The 16756-nt window shown below is 69.6% G+C and carries 15 protein-coding genes; 9 read left to right on the top strand and 6 right to left on the bottom strand.

The features are described 5' to 3' along the window. Positions 1–3 precede the first annotated feature (3 nt). Entirely contained in the window at positions 4–1092 is a 1089-nt protein-coding gene (gene galT, locus JANGC3_RS0122270) for a galactose-1-phosphate uridylyltransferase (RefSeq protein WP_017878701.1), read from the bottom strand. A 221-nt stretch (positions 1093–1313) separates the two neighbouring features. Between galT and JANGC3_RS0122265 the strand changes: the two genes are divergently transcribed. Together JANGC3_RS0122265 and JANGC3_RS0122260 are read left to right on the top strand one after the other, a co-directional pair. Further along, on the top strand, positions 1314–2303 hold the full coding sequence (locus JANGC3_RS0122265; protein ID WP_017878700.1) for an LLM class flavin-dependent oxidoreductase: 990 nt from the start codon (positions 1314–1316) through the stop codon (positions 2301–2303). Positions 2304–2460: 157 nt separating this feature from the next. Further along, on the top strand, positions 2461–2838 hold the full coding sequence (locus JANGC3_RS0122260; protein WP_017878699.1) for a SirB2 family protein: 378 nt from the start codon (positions 2461–2463) through the stop codon (positions 2836–2838). 28 nt (positions 2839–2866) lie between these two features. Here the strand turns inward: JANGC3_RS0122260 and JANGC3_RS0122255 are convergent, their stop codons facing one another. From JANGC3_RS0122255 to JANGC3_RS0122240, 4 genes are all read right to left on the bottom strand, one after another. Beyond that, positions 2867–3340, bottom strand: coding sequence for a hypothetical protein (locus JANGC3_RS0122255; RefSeq protein ID WP_017878698.1), 474 nt, complete (start codon positions 3338–3340; stop codon positions 2867–2869). 1 nt (position 3341) lies between these two features. After that, positions 3342–4211 carry a hypothetical protein gene (locus JANGC3_RS0122250; protein WP_017878697.1) on the bottom strand — a complete coding sequence of 290 codons (870 nt, stop codon included), beginning with the start codon at positions 4209–4211 and terminating at the stop codon, positions 3342–3344. Between the two features lie 2 nt (positions 4212–4213). Continuing rightward, positions 4214–5029: a hypothetical protein gene (locus tag JANGC3_RS0122245; RefSeq protein WP_232429752.1), complete on the bottom strand. Its 816-nt coding sequence runs from the start codon at positions 5027–5029 to the stop codon at positions 4214–4216. A 98-nt stretch (positions 5030–5127) separates the two neighbouring features. After that, positions 5128–5646, bottom strand: coding sequence for a DUF6160 family protein (locus JANGC3_RS0122240; protein ID WP_026133346.1), 519 nt, complete (start codon positions 5644–5646; stop codon positions 5128–5130). 735 nt (positions 5647–6381) lie between these two features. On the opposite strand from JANGC3_RS0122240, the gene JANGC3_RS0122235 reads away from it, so the two are divergent. From JANGC3_RS0122235 to JANGC3_RS0122205, 7 genes are all read left to right on the top strand, one after another. Then, positions 6382–7149 (top strand): C39 family peptidase, encoded by a 768-nt coding sequence (locus JANGC3_RS0122235; protein ID WP_026133345.1) that lies wholly within the window; start codon positions 6382–6384, stop codon positions 7147–7149. 43 nt (positions 7150–7192) lie between these two features. Further along, a complete protein-coding gene (locus JANGC3_RS0122230; RefSeq protein ID WP_017878693.1) occupies positions 7193–8212 on the top strand; it encodes a hypothetical protein in 1020 nt (339 codons plus the stop codon). A gap of 1 nt (position 8213) precedes the next feature. Then, positions 8214–9827, top strand: coding sequence for an OmpP1/FadL family transporter (locus tag JANGC3_RS0122225; protein WP_017878692.1), 1614 nt, complete (start codon positions 8214–8216; stop codon positions 9825–9827). 56 nt (positions 9828–9883) lie between these two features. Continuing rightward, positions 9884–10429 carry a hypothetical protein gene (locus tag JANGC3_RS0122220; RefSeq protein ID WP_017878691.1) on the top strand — a complete coding sequence of 182 codons (546 nt, stop codon included), beginning with the start codon at positions 9884–9886 and terminating at the stop codon, positions 10427–10429. A 101-nt stretch (positions 10430–10530) separates the two neighbouring features. Then, positions 10531–11496, top strand: a complete 966-nt coding sequence (locus JANGC3_RS0122215; protein WP_017878690.1) for an AraC family transcriptional regulator — start codon at positions 10531–10533, stop codon at positions 11494–11496. A gap of 24 nt (positions 11497–11520) precedes the next feature. Beyond that, the gene (locus JANGC3_RS0122210) at positions 11521–14256 is read left to right on the top strand and encodes a zinc-dependent metalloprotease (protein WP_017878689.1); all 2736 of its coding nucleotides are present in this window, start codon (positions 11521–11523) and stop codon (positions 14254–14256) included. Between the two features lie 19 nt (positions 14257–14275). Further along, entirely contained in the window at positions 14276–14974 is a 699-nt protein-coding gene (locus tag JANGC3_RS0122205; RefSeq protein WP_017878688.1) for a hypothetical protein, read from the top strand. A gap of 51 nt (positions 14975–15025) precedes the next feature. On the opposite strand, the gene JANGC3_RS0122200 is transcribed toward JANGC3_RS0122205, so the two are convergent. Continuing rightward, positions 15026–16693, bottom strand: coding sequence for a M28 family peptidase (locus tag JANGC3_RS0122200; RefSeq protein ID WP_017878687.1), 1668 nt, complete (start codon positions 16691–16693; stop codon positions 15026–15028). Between the last annotated feature and the right edge of the window lie 63 nt (positions 16694–16756).

Raw genomic sequence — 16756 nt, 5'->3', positions numbered from 1 at the left:
CGCTCAGCCCTCCAGCCTGACGTCGACCTGCTGCAATTCGCGCGCCTTGTCCTCGGGCAAGGCGTCCATCGCGAACAGGCCGGCCGCCAGCTCGGTGCCGGCGAGGTACTTGAGGCGCTCGCGGGTACGGTAGGGCGGATAGAACTGGGCGTGCAACTGGGTCTCCGGATGGGCCTGGCCGTCGGTGGGCGCCTGGTACCACGCCATCAGGTACGGGAACGGCCGCTGCCACAAACCCTCGTACTTGAGCAGCACGGTTTTCAGCGCGCGCGCCAGGTCGGCGCGCTGCGGCGCCGTCAGCGCGGCGAACTGGGCGACCGGCGCCAGCGGCGTCACCCACACCTCGTACGGGTAGCGCGCGCAGGCCGGCACGAAGGCGGCCGCGTGCGGGCCGCGGTACAACAGGCGCTCGCCGCTGTCGATCTCGCGCTGGGCGAAGTCGACCAGCAGCGGCACCCCGCCCTGCAGATAGAAGGCGCGCTCGCGCTCGAGCATGCGCTGCGGCACCGGCGGCACGAACGGATAGGCGTAGATCTGGCCGTGCGGATGGTGCAGCGTCACGCCGACCTCGGCGCCGCGGTTCTCGAACGGCAGCACATAGGCGATGGTGCCGCGCGCGGCCAGGCGCGCCGTGCGCGCCGCCCAGACCTGCAGCAGCAACTCGATGTGGCCCAGCTCCAACGCGCCCAGCGACGCCTGCGGGTCCTGCGTGAACACCACCACCTCGCAGTGGCCGGCGGCGGCGGCGGTCGGCACGATCAGCGCCGGCGGCTCGCCGGCGTCCAGCGCCAGCGACGGGAAGCGGTTGTCGAACACCGCCACCTCGTAGTCGCCGCGCGGCAACTCGGTCGGGTTGGCCGGGTCGAGCGTGGCGGCGAGCGGGTTGTATTGCGGCGGCGGCAGGAAGGTGCGCTCCTGGCGGAACGGCGCGTAGGCGACCCACTCGCCGCGCAACGGATGCCAGCGCAGGTGCGGATACGCCCGCTGCGGGTCGGCGAAGGGACTGGGCGCGGCGTCCACCGCGAGGATGGGCTGGCGGCTGTACAGCGTCAGGCGACGCCCGTCCGGTTTGATGAGTTCCTTGCAGTGCATACGCGGCGCCGTTTCGGTCGGGTGGGTAAACCAGTTCAGACTTGGACGGCGCCGGAAAGTTCGGCGCGGCGCCGGACTTGCTTGTCCGGGCGCAGTGGACGGCGTTTTTTCCGGCGTCTTGGCGGCAACGACGCGCCCCGGTCGCCGGCGATGCCCCTGCCGGCGACAGGGGAATGGCAATCTACCATTGCGTTTGCGCCCGCCGTCCCGATATCCGGTGCATGATTCCATTTTCCATACTCGATCTCGCCCCCATCGTCGAGGGCGGCAGCGCGGCCGCCTCGTTTCGCAACACGCTCGAACTGGCGCAGCACGGCGAACGCTGGGGCTACCAACGCTACTGGCTGGCCGAACACCACGGCATGCCCGGCATCGCCAGCGCCGCCACGGCGGTGGTGATGGCGCACGTCGCCGCCGGCACCCGCACCATCCGGGTCGGCGCCGGCGGCGTCATGCTGCCGAACCACTCGCCGCTAGTGATCGCCGAGCAATTCGGCACGCTCGAGGCGCTCCACCCCGGCCGCATCGACCTCGGGCTGGGCCGCGCGCCCGGCTCCGACCAGGCCACCGCGCGGGCGCTGCGCCGCAACCTGGAATCGGACGCCGACGCCTTCCCGCAAGACGTGCTGGAGTTGATGGACTACCTGTCCGACGCGCCCAAGCAGCGCGTACTGGCGGTGCCCGGCAAGGGTAGTAAGGTGCCGCTGTGGATACTTGGCTCGAGCATGTTCGGCGCACAACTGGCGGCCCACCTCGGCCTGCCCTACGCCTTCGCCTCGCACTTCGCGCCGCAGCAGATGATGCAGGCGGTGGCGTTTTACCGCGACAACTTCCGCCCGTCGGCGCAACTGGCCACGCCCTACGTGATGCTGGGTTTCAACGTCTTTGCCGCCGACACCGACGCCGAGGCGCAACTGCGCGCGACGTCGATGCAGCAAGCTTTCGTCAACCTGCGCAGCGGCCGGCCGGCGCGCCTGCAGCCGCCGCTGCCGGGCTACCTGGAAAACCTCGGCCCGCAGGAGCGCGCGATGCTCGACGCGGTGCTGTCGTGCTCGGCCATCGGCGCGCCCGACACCGTCGCGCGCCAGTTGCACGCCTTCATCGAGCGCAGCGGCGCCGACGAGCTGATGATCACCTCGCAGATTTTCGACCACCAGCACCGCCTGCGCTCGTACGAGCTCACCGCGCAGATCCGGCGCGCCGCCGCGTAGGCCGTTTCCACCGCCCTCCCCGCCCTCCCCTTTCGGCGCCCCCCCCGGGCAACCGGCGGCGCGCCGTTTTGACGCGGATTGGCGGCAGATTCCGCTTGCGTGGCGCGACGCCAGCACCGATGATGGCGGCAACTCATCATTCAAGGACGCCAGCACCATGACGTATTTCGCGTTGAAACACCTGCACGTCGCCTTCGCCATGCTCAGTGGCGTCTTGTTCCTGCTGCGCGGATGCTGGATGCTGGGCGACTCGGCGCTGCTGCAACGGCGCTGGGTGAGGATCGCCCCGCACGTGATCGATACGTTGTTGCTGGCCAGCGCGCTGGCGCTGGCGCTGTGGAGCAAGCAGTATCCGTTCGTGCAGGCCTGGCTCAGCGCCAAGGTCGTCGCGCTGCTGGTGTATATCGTGCTGGGGACGCTCGCTTTGAAACGCGGCAAGACCAAGGCGGTGCGCGCGCTGGCCTTCGCCGGCGCGCTGGCGGCGTTTGGCTATATTGTCGCGGTGGCGTTGAGCAAGCAGCCGCTGCCGTTTTAAGGCGGCGCTTGCAACCGCGGGCGGCGGCTCAGTGCGCCCACAGGCGGAACTGGCCTTGCAGCGCCATGCCGCCGTGGATGTTCAGGCTGCCCAGGCTGCTGGCCACCGGCGCCAGCGGATCGCTCTGCACGCTCAGCGATTCGAAGCCGAAATTGCTGAACTTGACGTAGCCCGGCAGGCCGAGCGCGACGTAGTCGCCGCCGTCCGGCTTTTTGTTGACGCCGATGCTGAAGGCGAACATGTCGACGCTGCCGCGCAGGTTTTTGATGACCAGGTAGTTGCTCTGGCCGTCGCCCTTGAAGCCCAGCGACAGACGGCTGTCGCTGACCGCGCCGACCAGCGTCGGGTCGTTGATGACGATGTGGGCGGCAAAGGCGACGCCGTCGCCGCCGCGCACCGCGGACAGTTCGCCGTCGTCGAGCGGGCGCAGCCCTTGGCCCGCCGCGGCTCCGCCGCAGAGCAGGCAAAACAGGCCCAGCCAGGCCAGCGGCAAGCGCCCCATATCAGCGCTTGAACTTCACGTCGAGGTACTGGATCTGCAGCGCGCCGATGCGCGACGAACCCAGGTCGACAGTCGGCCGGCCGGCGCTGACGAAGCAGATGTTGTCGACCTGCAGGGCGCCGGACGACGCCGCGCCGTTGCCGAAGCGCGCGTCCGGCCAGCCGATGCCGAAGTGCAGCCGCGGCCCGCTTTCGTCGCTCAGCGCGTTCAGCAGCGCCGGCTGCGCCGCGACGTCGGCCAGCACCCACGGCGTGTTGTCGAAGTTGCCGTCGGCGTCGACGCCGCCCAGGCGGATGCCGCGCAGCGCCAGTTGCTCGCTGGCGTCGCCGCGGCCGCGCGGGCGCAGCGCCAGCTCGCCCACGCGCAGGTGCAGCGCCAACCCGAAGGCGACGCCGTCGTGGAACTCCGGCGTGGCGAACTGCAGGCCGCCGCCGTACCAGCGCGCGTCTTGCCACACCACGCTGCCGCCGTCGCGGCTGACGCCGTCGGCCGTCACGCCCCAGTCGTAGGCGAACTGCCAGCGCTGCGCGCCGGCGGCGTTGAGCGGAAAGGCCAGTTGGAAGTAGTCGGCGCGGCCGGCGGCGCCGACGACGTCGAGGCGGTACGGGTCGCCGAACGGGTCGGCGCCGTCGCTGCGCGCGGCGCTGGCGGCGCCGGTGTACAGGCTGCGCCCGGGCGCCGCCGTGTAGGTGACGCGGGCGTCGCCGGACATCGAAAAACCGGCCAGGTCGAAGCTGACGCCGTCGCCGCCGCGCACCGCCGACAGCGCCGCGTCGCTCAGCGGTTCGAACGCCGCCGCCGGCCCCGCCGCCGCCAGCCACGCCAGCCACGCCAGCGCCGCCGCGCGAGAAAGACCCCAAGGCGCGCGCACGCTCAGCGTCCCTTCGGCAGGTTGGGCGGGGTCAGGCCGTTGACGCCGAGCGCGCTCAAGCGGTCGCGCCAGTTCAACCACATGCCGGCCTGCGCGGCGTCGGGCAGGCCGGCGCCGCCGGCCGGCGCCTGGAATTGCACGCCGGTCTTCAACATGGAAATCCAAAAGTCGCGGCTGGGGCCGCTGGCGTCGCCGGCGCGCACGCCGCCCAGCTGCGCCAGCGGCAGGCAGGGCGCGGCGCAGGCGCCGTCCCAGCGCTTGCCGCCGCCGGCGTCCAGGCGCGAGTCGAGCAGCAGCGCGGCGCCGTCGGCGCCGCTGCCGGCCACGCGCATCGAGCCCGACAGGCTGGCCAGCTTCAGGCCGACGTCGCCGCTGATGCCGTCGAAGCCGATGCGCAGGCCGATCACCTCGCGGGCGGCGCCGTCGCCGCGGAAAACGAATTCAAAATAGGGATTGCTGATGTGTACCAGCCGGGCCGCGTCGCCGGCGTCGCTGCGGCCGAACTGCAGCAGCGGCATGTCGATGTCGGCGCCCAGGCCGTTGCGCGTGGCCAGCGTGTATTCGCCCAGCCGGGTGTTGCGGACATTGGCGTTGAGCGCGACGTCGGCGTCCAGGCCGATGCGGGTGAAGTCAAACCCTCCCAGGCTGGCGTTGCTGATCGACAACAGCCCCTGCCCCCGCACGTGCGACAGCGCCTGGTCGTCGAGCGGGCGCAATTGGGCCCAGGCCGGCGCGGCCGCGGCCAGGCCGGCCAGCGCGAGGATGGCGCGGCGCCAGCGGGCGGGCGGGGACGGCGTCAAAGGGAGAGCGGTCATCATGGTCATCCGTGAGCGGCGCCGCGTGCGCCGGGAATGCTGTAGGAACGCCGGCCGCGCCGGCTGGCGTGGCGCCGGCGCTTCAAGCGGCCGCGCGCCGCTTAGTGCGCCCAGATCCAGACCTGGGTACCGCGCAGGTCGATCTGGTTCATCGCGACCGAGCCGAACGAGGCGGCGTTGTGACCCATTTTGATCGCGTCCACCGACACGTTCAAGAACTTGCCGGCGGCAACCTGCACGTCGGCCGGGATGGCGATCTGCACCACGTCGCCGCCGGTGGCCGGGTTGTAGAAGGTGCCCGGATTGGTCACGCCGGCGGCGCCGGCCGCCTGCAGGAACGAAGCCTTGCTGAGGATGTCGATGCTGGCGGCGATCAGGCCGTTGACCTTGATGCCGTTGAAGCTAACCGAACCGCCGCCCAGGCCGGTCGAGGCGTCGACCGCGTCGGTATCGGTGTAGACGAAGGAGTCGATCTTGACGTTCAGGTTGGCCGTGATCGACACGCCGTCCTGGCCGCTGACAGTGCTCAGTTCGGCGTCCTGGATCGGCGTCATCGCCGAGGCGGCCAGGGCGATCGAGGACAGCAAGGCGGCGATGGCGGTTTGTTTGATCAGTTTCATGGTGTTGTCTCCGTTGATTGACATGCTTGTTTTTGTGGTGTCGGCGCCGGGAAAAGCCCCTTTGCCGCATGAGTATTATTTCAATGTTGCAGGTCCATCTTATGGGCTGCGGCGGCGCCGGTAAAGCCTGTTGCGCTGACTTTCCGGGCCAAGCGACGGGCCTCGCAAGCCAGCGCCGCGGTCGCCGCGGCGGCGGCCAACGCCGTGGGGAATCCTCGTGCGCCCAGATCCACACCTGGGTGCCGCGCAGGTCGATCCGGTCATCGCGACCGAGCCGAACGAGGCGGCGTTGTGACCCATTTTGAAGTGGTTGGAATGGTGGATGAACCGACGCGGGCAATGCGTTTTTCCAGGCGGTACCACGAGCGCTCCCCGCCGTTTTTCAACGGGACCCCGCGCTCGCGCGCTGACCCGCAAAGCCAAGCACTTGACCCTGCGAGCCATGCACAGTGGCGCCCGTGCCGTGCGACCGTTGTTTGCGTTAGCATAAGTTTTGAAGAAAATCCTAGAGGCAGCGATCTAATTTTATAAGTTGCCCCGGGCACTGGAATCATGCGTTAATAAGTTACAAAAATATAAAGAAAACCTGTCGGCTTAATAAAGCACGACCGTTCTTATTAGAGACATTGGAGACAAGATGGACGCAGTCATGGGGCGCCGGACGCCTCGGGTAAGCCTGTATCGATTCACTTCGCGCGCCGGCCCGGCGCGGCTGCCCGGCGCCGGCGGTGCGCCATGATGATGATCCTGCTGGGCGTGCTGGCGGCGCTGATCGCCGGCGCCGGCGTCGTCGAGCGGCACACGCCGCTGGACCGCCCCAAGGGCCAGTACCAGATGCCGCAGCCGCTGCTGGGCGGCGGCGCCTACAGCCAGGCGGTGCGGATGGAGCCGTACTCCGAGCTGAAGTACCGCCACATCGTGCGCCAGGCCTTCGACTACAGCTGCGGCTCGGCCGCCCTGGTGACCATCCTGAATTTCCACCTCGGCCTGAAGGTCAGCGAACAGCAGGCCATGGAGGGCATGCTCGAGCGCGGCGAGAAGGAAAAGATCATCGAGCGGCGCGGTTTTTCCCTGCTCGACATGAAGCGCTACGTCGCCGCGCTGGGCGTCGAGGGGGCCGGCTTCCGCGCCGAGATCAAGGACTTGCTGGCGCTCGAGCATCCGGCCATCGTGCCGATCGACTACGCCGGCGCCAAGCACTTCGTGGTGCTGCGCGGCATCCGCGACGGCGTCGTCTACATCGCCGACCCGTCGGCCGGCAACATCGTCTTCTCGCTGGCCGAATTCGCCGCGCTGTGGGACAAGAACACCCTGTTCATCGTCTACCCGGCCAAGAACGCGCCGCTGCCGGCGCAACTGGCGCTGAGCGACCGCGAACTCGGCGTCGTCGACATGGACCGCGTCAGCAACCGCGCCCGCCTCGGCGCGCTGGAAAACCAGACCCACCTGCTGGAACGGGCCATCAATTCGGGCGCCAGCGGCACCTGGATGCGCCGCCAGTAGGCACGCCCTCCCCTTCGCTTCCACTTTTCGACAAGGACTCACCATGAAGATTCGCATCCCGCCAGCCAGCCTCGCCTGCGCCTGGCTGCTGCTGGCCGCCCCCGCGCTGGCCCAGGAAAGCCCGGCGGCGCCGGCCCCGGCCAGCTCGGACGCGGCGCGCGACGCGCTGGCCAAGCGCGAGGGCGAGGGCGACCAGAGCGCGCTGCTGAAGCAGACCCTGACGGCGGTCGACAAGCAGTATTCGCTGATCCGCCGCCAGCAGTTCCAGTTCAACTACGACCTCAACTACAGCTACATCGGCCAGGAAAAAATCATCACCGACCTGTCGGCCGGCAACATCACCCTGTTCGACATCGAGAACACCAGCTCGCACACCATCACCAACACCTTCTCGGCCGACTACGGCCTGCTCGACAACCTGACCGGCAACGTCACGCTGCCGGTGCTGTCGAAGTACGCCGAGTCGCGCGGCAAAAGCGGCGTCTCCAATTCGCTGGGCGACCTCGGCCTGGGCCTGCGCTGGCAGCCGCTGGCGGCCCAGCGCGACCGCCCCAACCTGACCGCCACGGCCAGCGTGCGCCTGCCGTCCGGGCGCAGCCCGTTCAAGGTCGTCGCCGGCAGCGGCCAGGCCACCGGCAGCGGCGTGACCGGCTTCAACGCCGGCCTGAACGTGAACCGCATCGTCGACCCGGTCGCCCTGTTCGGCTCGGTCAACGTCGGCGCCAGCCTGCCCGCCAAGCACCTGTGGCAGGTCAACGGCACGCGCGTGCTCACCAAGGTCGAGCCCGGCGCCAGCGTCGGCTTCGGCCTCGGCTTCGCCTACGCGCTGTCGTACGGCATCTCGACGACGATCTCGTTCCAGGAATCGATTTCGGCCGGCTCGACGCTCACCTTCTCCGACGGCAAGAGCGCCAAGACGACGATGCAAACCTCGGGCATGCTCAACCTCGGGCTGGGTTACCGGGTCTCGCCGAAGACCACCGTCAACCTGTCGGTGGGCATCGGCTTGACGGCCGACTCGCCCAACCTGTCGGTCGGGCTGAGCCTGCCGCTGGCGTTCTGACATGGGTCGCCGCGTCCCCGCCCGCGCGCGCCTGCTGGCCGCCGCCGCGGCGTGCGCCGCCGCCGCGCCGGCGCCGGCGGCGATCACCGAAAACCTGACCACCAGCGTCGTCGCGATGGCGCTGGGCAACGCCGTCACGGCCGACCCGCCGGCGATCGACTCGATCCACTTCAACCCGGCCGGGCTGGCCCGGCTGGTCGGCGACAGCGAAGCGTTTTCCGCCTTCGGCGCCTCGATCCGCACCGGCGCGACGATCCGCGCGCCGGCCGGCTTCGACGTCGGCGGCTGGAGCGACGACCCGCTGTCCGGCGCCAGCTCCGGCCCGGTGCGCCAGGGCATGTTCGTGCCGGCCTACGGCAAGCCGGGCTGGCGCCTGCCGGGCGTGCTGATCCCCGGCCTGGGCATGGCCTTCAACCGGGCCGGTTCGCGCTTCACCTTCGCCACCCAGAGCTATATGTCGCAGGCGATGAGCATCGACCGCACCACCGAGCCGAACGACCCGGCGCGCTTCCAGGGCCGCCAGGTGCAGTTGCAGCGCCTGGTGTACGCGGCGCCGTCGGTCGGCTACAAGTATTCGGAGACGCTGCGCTTCGGCGTGTCGGTGCCGATCGCCCACGCCGCCTTCGTCGTCGACACCGACATGCGCTTCCCGAACAGCCTGCTGGGCATCTTCGGCAAGTTCCAGCAGGGCTGGTGCCCGGAAAACGGCGGCAACATCCTCGACACGCTCAGCGTCGGCCTGTGCGGCGGCGGCAAGGACGGCATGGTCAACCCGTTCAAGAAGGCCGCCCGGATGCGCCTGGAGATGACGGCGCCGTTCGACCCGACGCTGAACCTGGGCGTGCTGTGGGAGCCGCGCCCGTGGTTCGCGCTGGGCGCGGTCTACCAGGGCGGCTCGAAGACCCAGTACACCGGCACCTACACCTTCAACACCGAGCCGATGCTGCGCAGTTTCGTCAACGGCATGAACAGCAGCCTGTTCGGACCGATCGTCGGCGCCGTGCTCGGCCTGCCCAGCTCGATCCCGGCCGAGCAGAAGGGCAACCTGACGGCGACCATCCCGTTTCCGGCCCACGTGCAGATCGGCGTCAAACTCAAACCGCTGCGCTACCTGCAACTGAACGTCGACGCCAGCTACGCCCGCTGGGCCGAATGGGACGCGCTGACGTTCCAGTTCGACCAGAGCGTCAAGCTGCTCGAGGTGGCGCGCCTGTACGGCATCGCCAACTCGGGCCAGTTGAAGATCCCGCGCGGCTATAAGAGCGTGCTCAACATGGGCTACGGCCTGCAGCTGTTGCCGACCGAGAAGCTGACCGTGCGCTTCGGCTACGAGCCGCGCAAGAGTTCGATCCCGGGCAACAAGATCGACTTGATCGCGCCGCTGCCGGACACCAGGCTGTACAGCTTCGGCCTGGGCTACCAGCTGAGCCCGAAGAGCGACGTCAGCCTGACGGCCAGCTACATGGTCGGGCATTTCAACGCGCCGGCCAACAGCGACTGCAATCTGAACTGCAACAAGCTGTTCAACGTGATCTACAACCCCTACGCCGGCGAAGACGTGGCCGGCAACATCCGGGTGCGCTATGTCGGCGTCAGTTACAACAAACGTTTTTAAGCAGCCATGACGGTTTCACTGATGTTTCACTGATATCACTCACAGAGGAGGTTTCGATGTTGAAAGCAAGCGCGACAATCATACTGGCGGCCCTGTGCGGCGCCGCCGCCGCCGCCCCGGCCCCGGCCGCCGTGCCGGCCGCCAAGCAGGAACTGGTGCGCCAGGTGCTGCAACTGTGGCATATCGACGCCATCGGCCAGTCGATGCTGCAGGTGCCGGTGGGCGACGCGGTGCAGCAGGCGCGCGCCATGCTGCAGGGCCGCGCCGCGCCGGACAAGCGCGACGCCGCCATGAGCGAGGTGGTCGGCGAGGCCAAGAAATTCATGGACGAGGCGGCGCCGGTGGTGCGCGCCAGCGCGCAAAAGCTGATCCCCAGCACCGTCGCGCCGCTGCTGGCCGAGCGCTTCAGCGAGGACGAGCTGCGGCAGATGGTGGCGATCCTGGAGTCGCCGGTCAAGCGCAAGTTCGAGGCGATGCTGCCGGAGATGCAAAAGCTGCTCGGCGAGGGCGTCGCCGCCGACACCCGCGGCGCCATCGACCCCAAGCTGCAAGGCTTGAAGGAACGCATCGGCCTGCGCCTGCGCGCCGCGGTCACGCCTTGAAACACGTTTTACGCATGCCCGATTGCAGTGATGACCACAGGGAGATCCATCTTGTTCATGCACTTTATTGATCGCAGTATGTCGGCAACGGGGGGGGCGCCATGAGCTACTCTTCCGCGCTGCACCTGGTGCGCGGCGTCAAGTCGCGCCTGGCCAACTCCGGCTTCGAGGCCGAGGCGCTGTTCAAGCAGGCCGGCCTGGACGAGGGCGACGGCCTGGCCTGCGACGCGCTGTCGCTGTCCGACAAGCTCAGCCACCTGTGGGAATTGCTGGTGGAGAGTTCGGGCGACCCGCTGCTGGGCTTGAAGATCTCGACGCCGCACCGCCTCGGCTGGCTCGGCGTGATGGGCCACATCATGCTGGTCTCGCCGACGGTGCAAAGCACCATCGAACGCTGCCACGGCCACACCCGGGTCGGCATGTTGTTGCCGGGCGCGCAGCGGGTGGTGCCGCAACAACGCTACGACTTCGTCTGGTGCGTGCTGCTGCGCACGCTGCGTTGCGCCTCCGGGCGCGACGACGCCACCCCGGTGCTGGTCGAGTACGCCTTTCCGAAGCCGGCCAACGCCCAGGTCTACGCCGACACCTTCGGCTGCCCGGTGCACTTCAACATGCCGCACAACGTCATGGAGTTCGCCGACACCGACATGGTGATGGCGCTGCCGCAGGCGGCCAGCGGCAACGTGCTGGCCACGCTGGCGCGGGCCGAGCCGCCCACCTTCAGCGCCAAGGTGCAGGCGCTGCTGGCGTGCATGCTGCCGAAGGGGCCGCCGCTGCGCGACGACGTCGCCGCGCGCATGATGATGAGCGAGCGCACGCTGCAGCGCCGCCTGGCCGAGGAGGGCACCAGCTTTACCACGCTGGTCGACGACACCCGCCGCGAACTGGCGCGGCAGTCGCTCAACAGCGGCGAGCTGTCGCTGAAAATGCTCAGCTTCCAGCTCGGCTTTTCCGAGCCGAGCGCCTTTTACCGCGCCTGCAAGCGCTGGTTCGGCCGCGCCCCGTCCGACATCGCCGGCGACGCCGCGCCGCTGCTGACGCGGCATCCGCACAAACTGTCGGCGTAAGGGGGGTTACCGCGCATGCTTACTATGAGCGATGTTCTGCGGCGCCGGCGCGGCGCCGGCGCCGGCCAAACCAAGGGCGTGAACCTGGGGTCGGACCCCGGGGGTCTGAGCCCGCGGCTTGGCCTGTGGGTTTTTCTCGCGGCGGCGGCGTTGCAGCCGCAGCACGCCCGCGCCAACGACGCCGCCGCGGCCGCCGCCGCCGCGCAAAGCCAGGCCAACGCGCTGCTGGCCCGGCTTGAACCGGCGGCGCGGCCGTTCCAGTTCGTCGTCAAGGACGCGCGCGAACTCAAGGGCCTGTTTACGTTGTGGCAGCAGGACGAGAAGATCTGGATCGCGCTGCGCCCGGAGCAGCTTGAACAGCCGTTCTTTCTCAGCTACAACGTCAGCCACAGCGTCGGCGAACGCCGCCTGTACGCCGGCCAGATGGGCGGCAGCCGCATCGCGCTGTGGCGCCGCGTCGGCAACCAGGTCCAGCTGATCGCCAAGAACACCGCCTATCGCGCCGCGCCCGGCACGCCGCAGGCGCTGGCGGTCAGCCAGGCCTTCTCCGACAGCCTGCTGGCCAGCGCGCCGGTGGCCAGCGCCGCGCACCCGGCCAGCAAGGCTTTCCTGGTCGAAGCCAACGCCCTGCTGCTGACCGACATCCCGGGCTACGCGACCCAGCTCGAAAGCGCCTACCGCCTGCCCTACCAGCTCGACGCGCGCAACAGCAGCTTCGCCAGCGCGCGCGGCGACGCCGGCCTGACCGGGCTGCAAGTCAACGCCCACTTCGCGCTGGCGCGCCTGCCGGCGCCGGCGCCCGGCCAGCCGGGCGCGCCGGCGCCGGCCATGCCCGACCCGCGCAGCCTGTTCGCCGGCTTCTACTACAGCTTCGCGGCGCTGCCGGCCAGCGTCATGCCGGGGCGCGCGGCCGACGACCGCATCGGCCATTTCGCCACCACCGTGCACGACTATTCCGACGACCTGAGCGCCGGCACCGCGCTGCGCCACGTCTACCGCTGGCGCCTCGAACCGGCCGACGCCGCCGATGCCGCCAATGCCGCCGACACGGGCGGGCCCGGCGCGCCGCGCGAACCGAAGCAGCCGATCGTCTACTGGATCGACAAAAACGTGCCGCTGAAATACCGCCGCGCGGTGGCCGAGGGCGTGCTCGAATGGAACCGCGCGTTTGAAAAAATCGGCTTCAAGAACGCCATCGTGGTCAGGCAGCAAAGCGAGCAGGATGCCTTCGACACGCTCGACGCGCGCCACGCCTCGATCCGCTGGTTCCTCGGCAGCGACGTCGGTTTCGCCGCCGGCCCGGTGCAGGTCGACCCGCGCAGCGGCGAAATCCTCGACGCCGACATCGCCATGTCCGACGTCTACGCCCGCAGCGCGCGGCGCTTCGCCGCCGACCACCCCGAGCCGGGTTCGGCTGGCGGCGCCGGCGCGGCGGCGGCAGGCGCCGCGCTGTGCGAGTATGGCCACGGCGGCCACGGCGGCGGCGCCGACATCCACTTCGCGCTCGACCTGCTGGCCGCCCGCGGCGGCGTCGAAGCGGACCTGGCCGGGCCGCAGGCCGAGGCGCTGGCCCAGGCCTACGTGCGCCAGGTGATCATGCACGAGGTCGGCCACACCCTCGGGCTGCGCCACAACTTCCGCGCGTCCACCATCTACAGCCTGCGCCAGTTGCAAGACCCGCGCTTCGGCAAGCAGCGCCCGCTGGCCGGCTCGGTGATGGACTACCTGCCCTTCAACCTGGCCGCGCCGGGCCAGGCGCAGGGTCCGTACGTCAACGAAACGCTCGGCCCCTACGACTACTGGGCCATCGAATACGCCTACAAGACGCTGCCGGCGGCGGACGAAAAGCAGCTGCTCGCAGAAATCGCCGCGCGCTCGAGCGAGCCGGCGCTGGCCTACGGCACCGACGAGGACGCGCAAGCCAACGTCGCCGACCCCGAGGTCAACGCCTTCGACCTCGGCGACGACCCGCTGCTATACGCGCGCCAGCGCCTGGGCCTGACGCGCGAGTTGTGGCAACGGCTGGAAACGCGCCGGCTGCCGGACGGCGAAAGCTACGCCACGCTGCGCCGCGGCCTCAACGAGGGCTTCAGCCAGCTGGCCGCGACGCTGCCGGTGGCGCTCAAGTACATCGGCGGCGTGCGCATGCTGCGCGACCACGCCGGCACCGCGCGCGCGCCGTTCACGCCGGTGGCGCTGCACAGCCAGCGCGCCGCGCTGGCGCTGATCACCGACAGCGTGTTCGCCGCCGACAGCTTGCGCTTCTCGCCGGCGCTGATCAGCCGGCTCGGCATCGACCACTTCGAGCAGCAGCCCGACATCGCCGTCGGCCGGCGCGTGCTGGCGCTGCAAAGCAACGCGCTCGACCAGGTGCTGGCCGACGCGGTGGCGGCGCGCCTGCTCGACGCCCAGGCCGCCGAGGCCGGCGGCGCGCCCACGCTGTCGCTGGGCGAACTGTACGCCAGCGTGCAGGGCGCGGTCTGGAGCGAACTCAAGCAAGGCAAGAACATCCCGGCGCAGCGCCGCAACCTGCAACGCGAACACTTGAAACGGCTGGCCGGCGCGCTGCTGCGGCCGGGGCCGGGCGCGCCGGCCGACGTGCGCAGCCTGCAACGGCAAAACGCCATCGCGCTGCGGGCGCTGCTGCGCGCGGGGCTGCCCGGCAAATCGCTCGACCGCGAAACCCGGGCCCACCTGAGCGAATGCGCGCAGACGCTCGACGAGGCGCTGCGCGCGCCGCTGCTGCGCGCGACCATTTGAATTGACCGGGGAGAGTGACATGGGCTGGCTGACACAACATCAAAGCAAATCGCAAATCGGACAACTGCTGGTCAAGCGCAGGCTGATCTCGGAGGAGCAACTGGCGCGCGCCATCGAGCGCCAGCGCGGCACCGGCCAGCGCCTCGGCGACATTCTGGCCGAGTGGAACCTGGTCACACACCAGCACGTGCGGGAAGCGCTGCGCAAGCAACGCCAATTGCGCATGGCGGCGGCCATCGTCACCGCCATGCTGGCGCCGCTGGAAACCTACGCGGTGGAGGCGCTGCCGACGCTGGCCGCCAGCGCCACCATGCTACCCAACCGCGGCGGCGCCGGCGCCGGCCCGCAAGCGCTCAGCGAGGAGGAATTGGACAACACCTCGGCGCAGGGCCTGAACGAGGAATTGCTGCTGCAGGTGCGCGAACAGGGCAAGCAGCGCAGCCTGGCCATCAGCGGCGACGTCGCCAAACTGCTCAACCCGGTGCTGGGTTTTTTGCAGGCCGACGTCAGCATGAAAGACGTCGTCTACGACCCGGCGATGGCGGCGGCGGCCATCAACAAGGACGGCTCGCTGACCTTGCGCCTGCCCAGCTCGATCGGCGAAATCAGCTTCCAGAACATCCGCGTCAAAGGCTCCGACGGGCCGAGCTTCGGCAGCATCGCCATCAAGGGCATCGACCTGAGCGGCACCACCATCACGCTCGCGCTGAAGCGTTAGTATCGAACATCAAAAAAGCCGGACGCGGGGCCGACGTTGTCGGGTTACGCCCTATGGGCTAACCCGACCAACTGCGGGCCACTGGCGCGGACCCGGCTTGACGGCGCGCACCTTGCCGAAGGCGTCGCCGGCTTTCCACGCCGGCATCCGCGGCGCGTTCGCCACCGCCAGCCCCAGGTTTAGCGTGAACTGCGCCTGTTGCGTCATGCCCGACAGATCCCAGCTCGGGTCGTACTCGTCGCTGGCCTGGTGGTAGCGCGCCCGGTACGCCTTCATTTTCGCCTTGGCCGCCGCCGGGTCGCGCAGGTAGTCGCGCCCCGCCTCGACCGAGAACGCCGGCACTCCCGCCTTGGCGAAGCTGAAATGGTCGCTGCGGAAATAGCCGCCGGCCAGGTCCGGCTCGGCCGCGGCGACGCGCATGCCCATGCCTTTGGCGACCGCCCGCGCCATCTGTCCCAACTCGCTGCGTTCGCTGCCGTCGGCGCCAATGTCGCGGGTGGCGCCGACGAAGTTGAGGCTGTCGAGGTTAAGGTTGGCGGCGGTCTTTTCCAGCGGCCACAGCGGGCTGGCGGCGTACGCCGTGCTGCCCAGCAGGCCCTCCTCCTCGCCGGCCAGCCACAGGAACATCTGGCTGCGCCGGGCCGGTTGCAAGGCCGCCTCCTTGGCCATCGCCAGCAGCGCCGCCACGCCCGAGGCGTTGTCGACGGCGCCGTTGAAGACGCGGTCGCCGGGGCCGGCGTGCACGCCCAGGTGGTCCCAGTGGGCGCTGTAGATGACGACTTCGTCCTTGAGCTTGGGATCGCTGCCGGGCACCAGGCCGGCGACGTTGAATTGTTCGAACTGCCGCACCACGGACTTCATCTCGCCGGCGGCGCGGGCGGCCAGCGCGACCGGGCGGAAGTCCTTGCGCTCGGCCGCCGCGCGCAGCAGGTCGAGGTCCTGGCCGCCGGCGCTGAACAGCGCGCGCGCCGCCGCGTCGGCGATCCAGCCCTGCAGCGCGGTGCCGGCGCTGGCCCCGGTCAGCTGGAAGCGCTCGCCGCCGCCCCAGCTGCTTTGCACCACGCCCCAACCGTAGGTGGCCGAGGCGTCGGTGTGGATGAGCAGCACGCCGGCGGCGCCGCGGCGCTTGGCTTCTTCCAGTTTATAGGTCCAGCGGCCGTAATAGGTCAGCGCCTTGCCGCCGAAGCGCTCCGGCTCGGCGGCGCTCGGCAAGGGGTCGTTGACCATCACCACCAGCACCTTGCCTTCACAGTCGACGCCCTTGAAATCGTCCCAGTCCTGCTCCGGCGCGCTGATGCCGTAGCCGACGAACAGCAGCCCGGCGTCCAGCGTGCGCGAGGGCGTGGCGTCGCCGGCCATCCAGACCCAGTCGCGGCCGTACTCCAGCGGCAAGGCCTTGCCGCCGGCCTGCAGGTGGACGCTGCTTTCGGCCGGCAAAACCTTGACGCCGGCGATCTTGACGGACTGGCGGTAGCCGCCGCCCCGTACCGGCTTGAGCCCGGCGACGATGGCCTGGCTTTCCAGATAGGCGACGGTCAGGTCGGCGCCGCGCTGGCCGGTGCCGCGCCCTTCCAGCGCGTCGCTGGCCAGCAGGGCGAGGTGGGCGCGCAGCGGCGCTTCCTGCACGGTGGGCGCGGTGGGCGCGGCGTGGGCGGGGAACGCCAGCGCCAGGCTTGTGGCCAGCACGCTCGCGGCGAATGAGGAGTACACGTTTTGCATGGGATCCTATTGTCATTTGTGAATGGGATGGAGGGGGCATTGTAAAGCCATGGGGACAGACCA

This window comes from Janthinobacterium sp. CG3 (assembly GCF_000344615.1).
Classification (GTDB): domain Bacteria; phylum Pseudomonadota; class Gammaproteobacteria; order Burkholderiales; family Burkholderiaceae_D; genus Janthinobacterium.
Note: the sequence above shows the minus strand (reverse complement) of the source record. Positions and strands in the feature narration are given on the sequence as shown.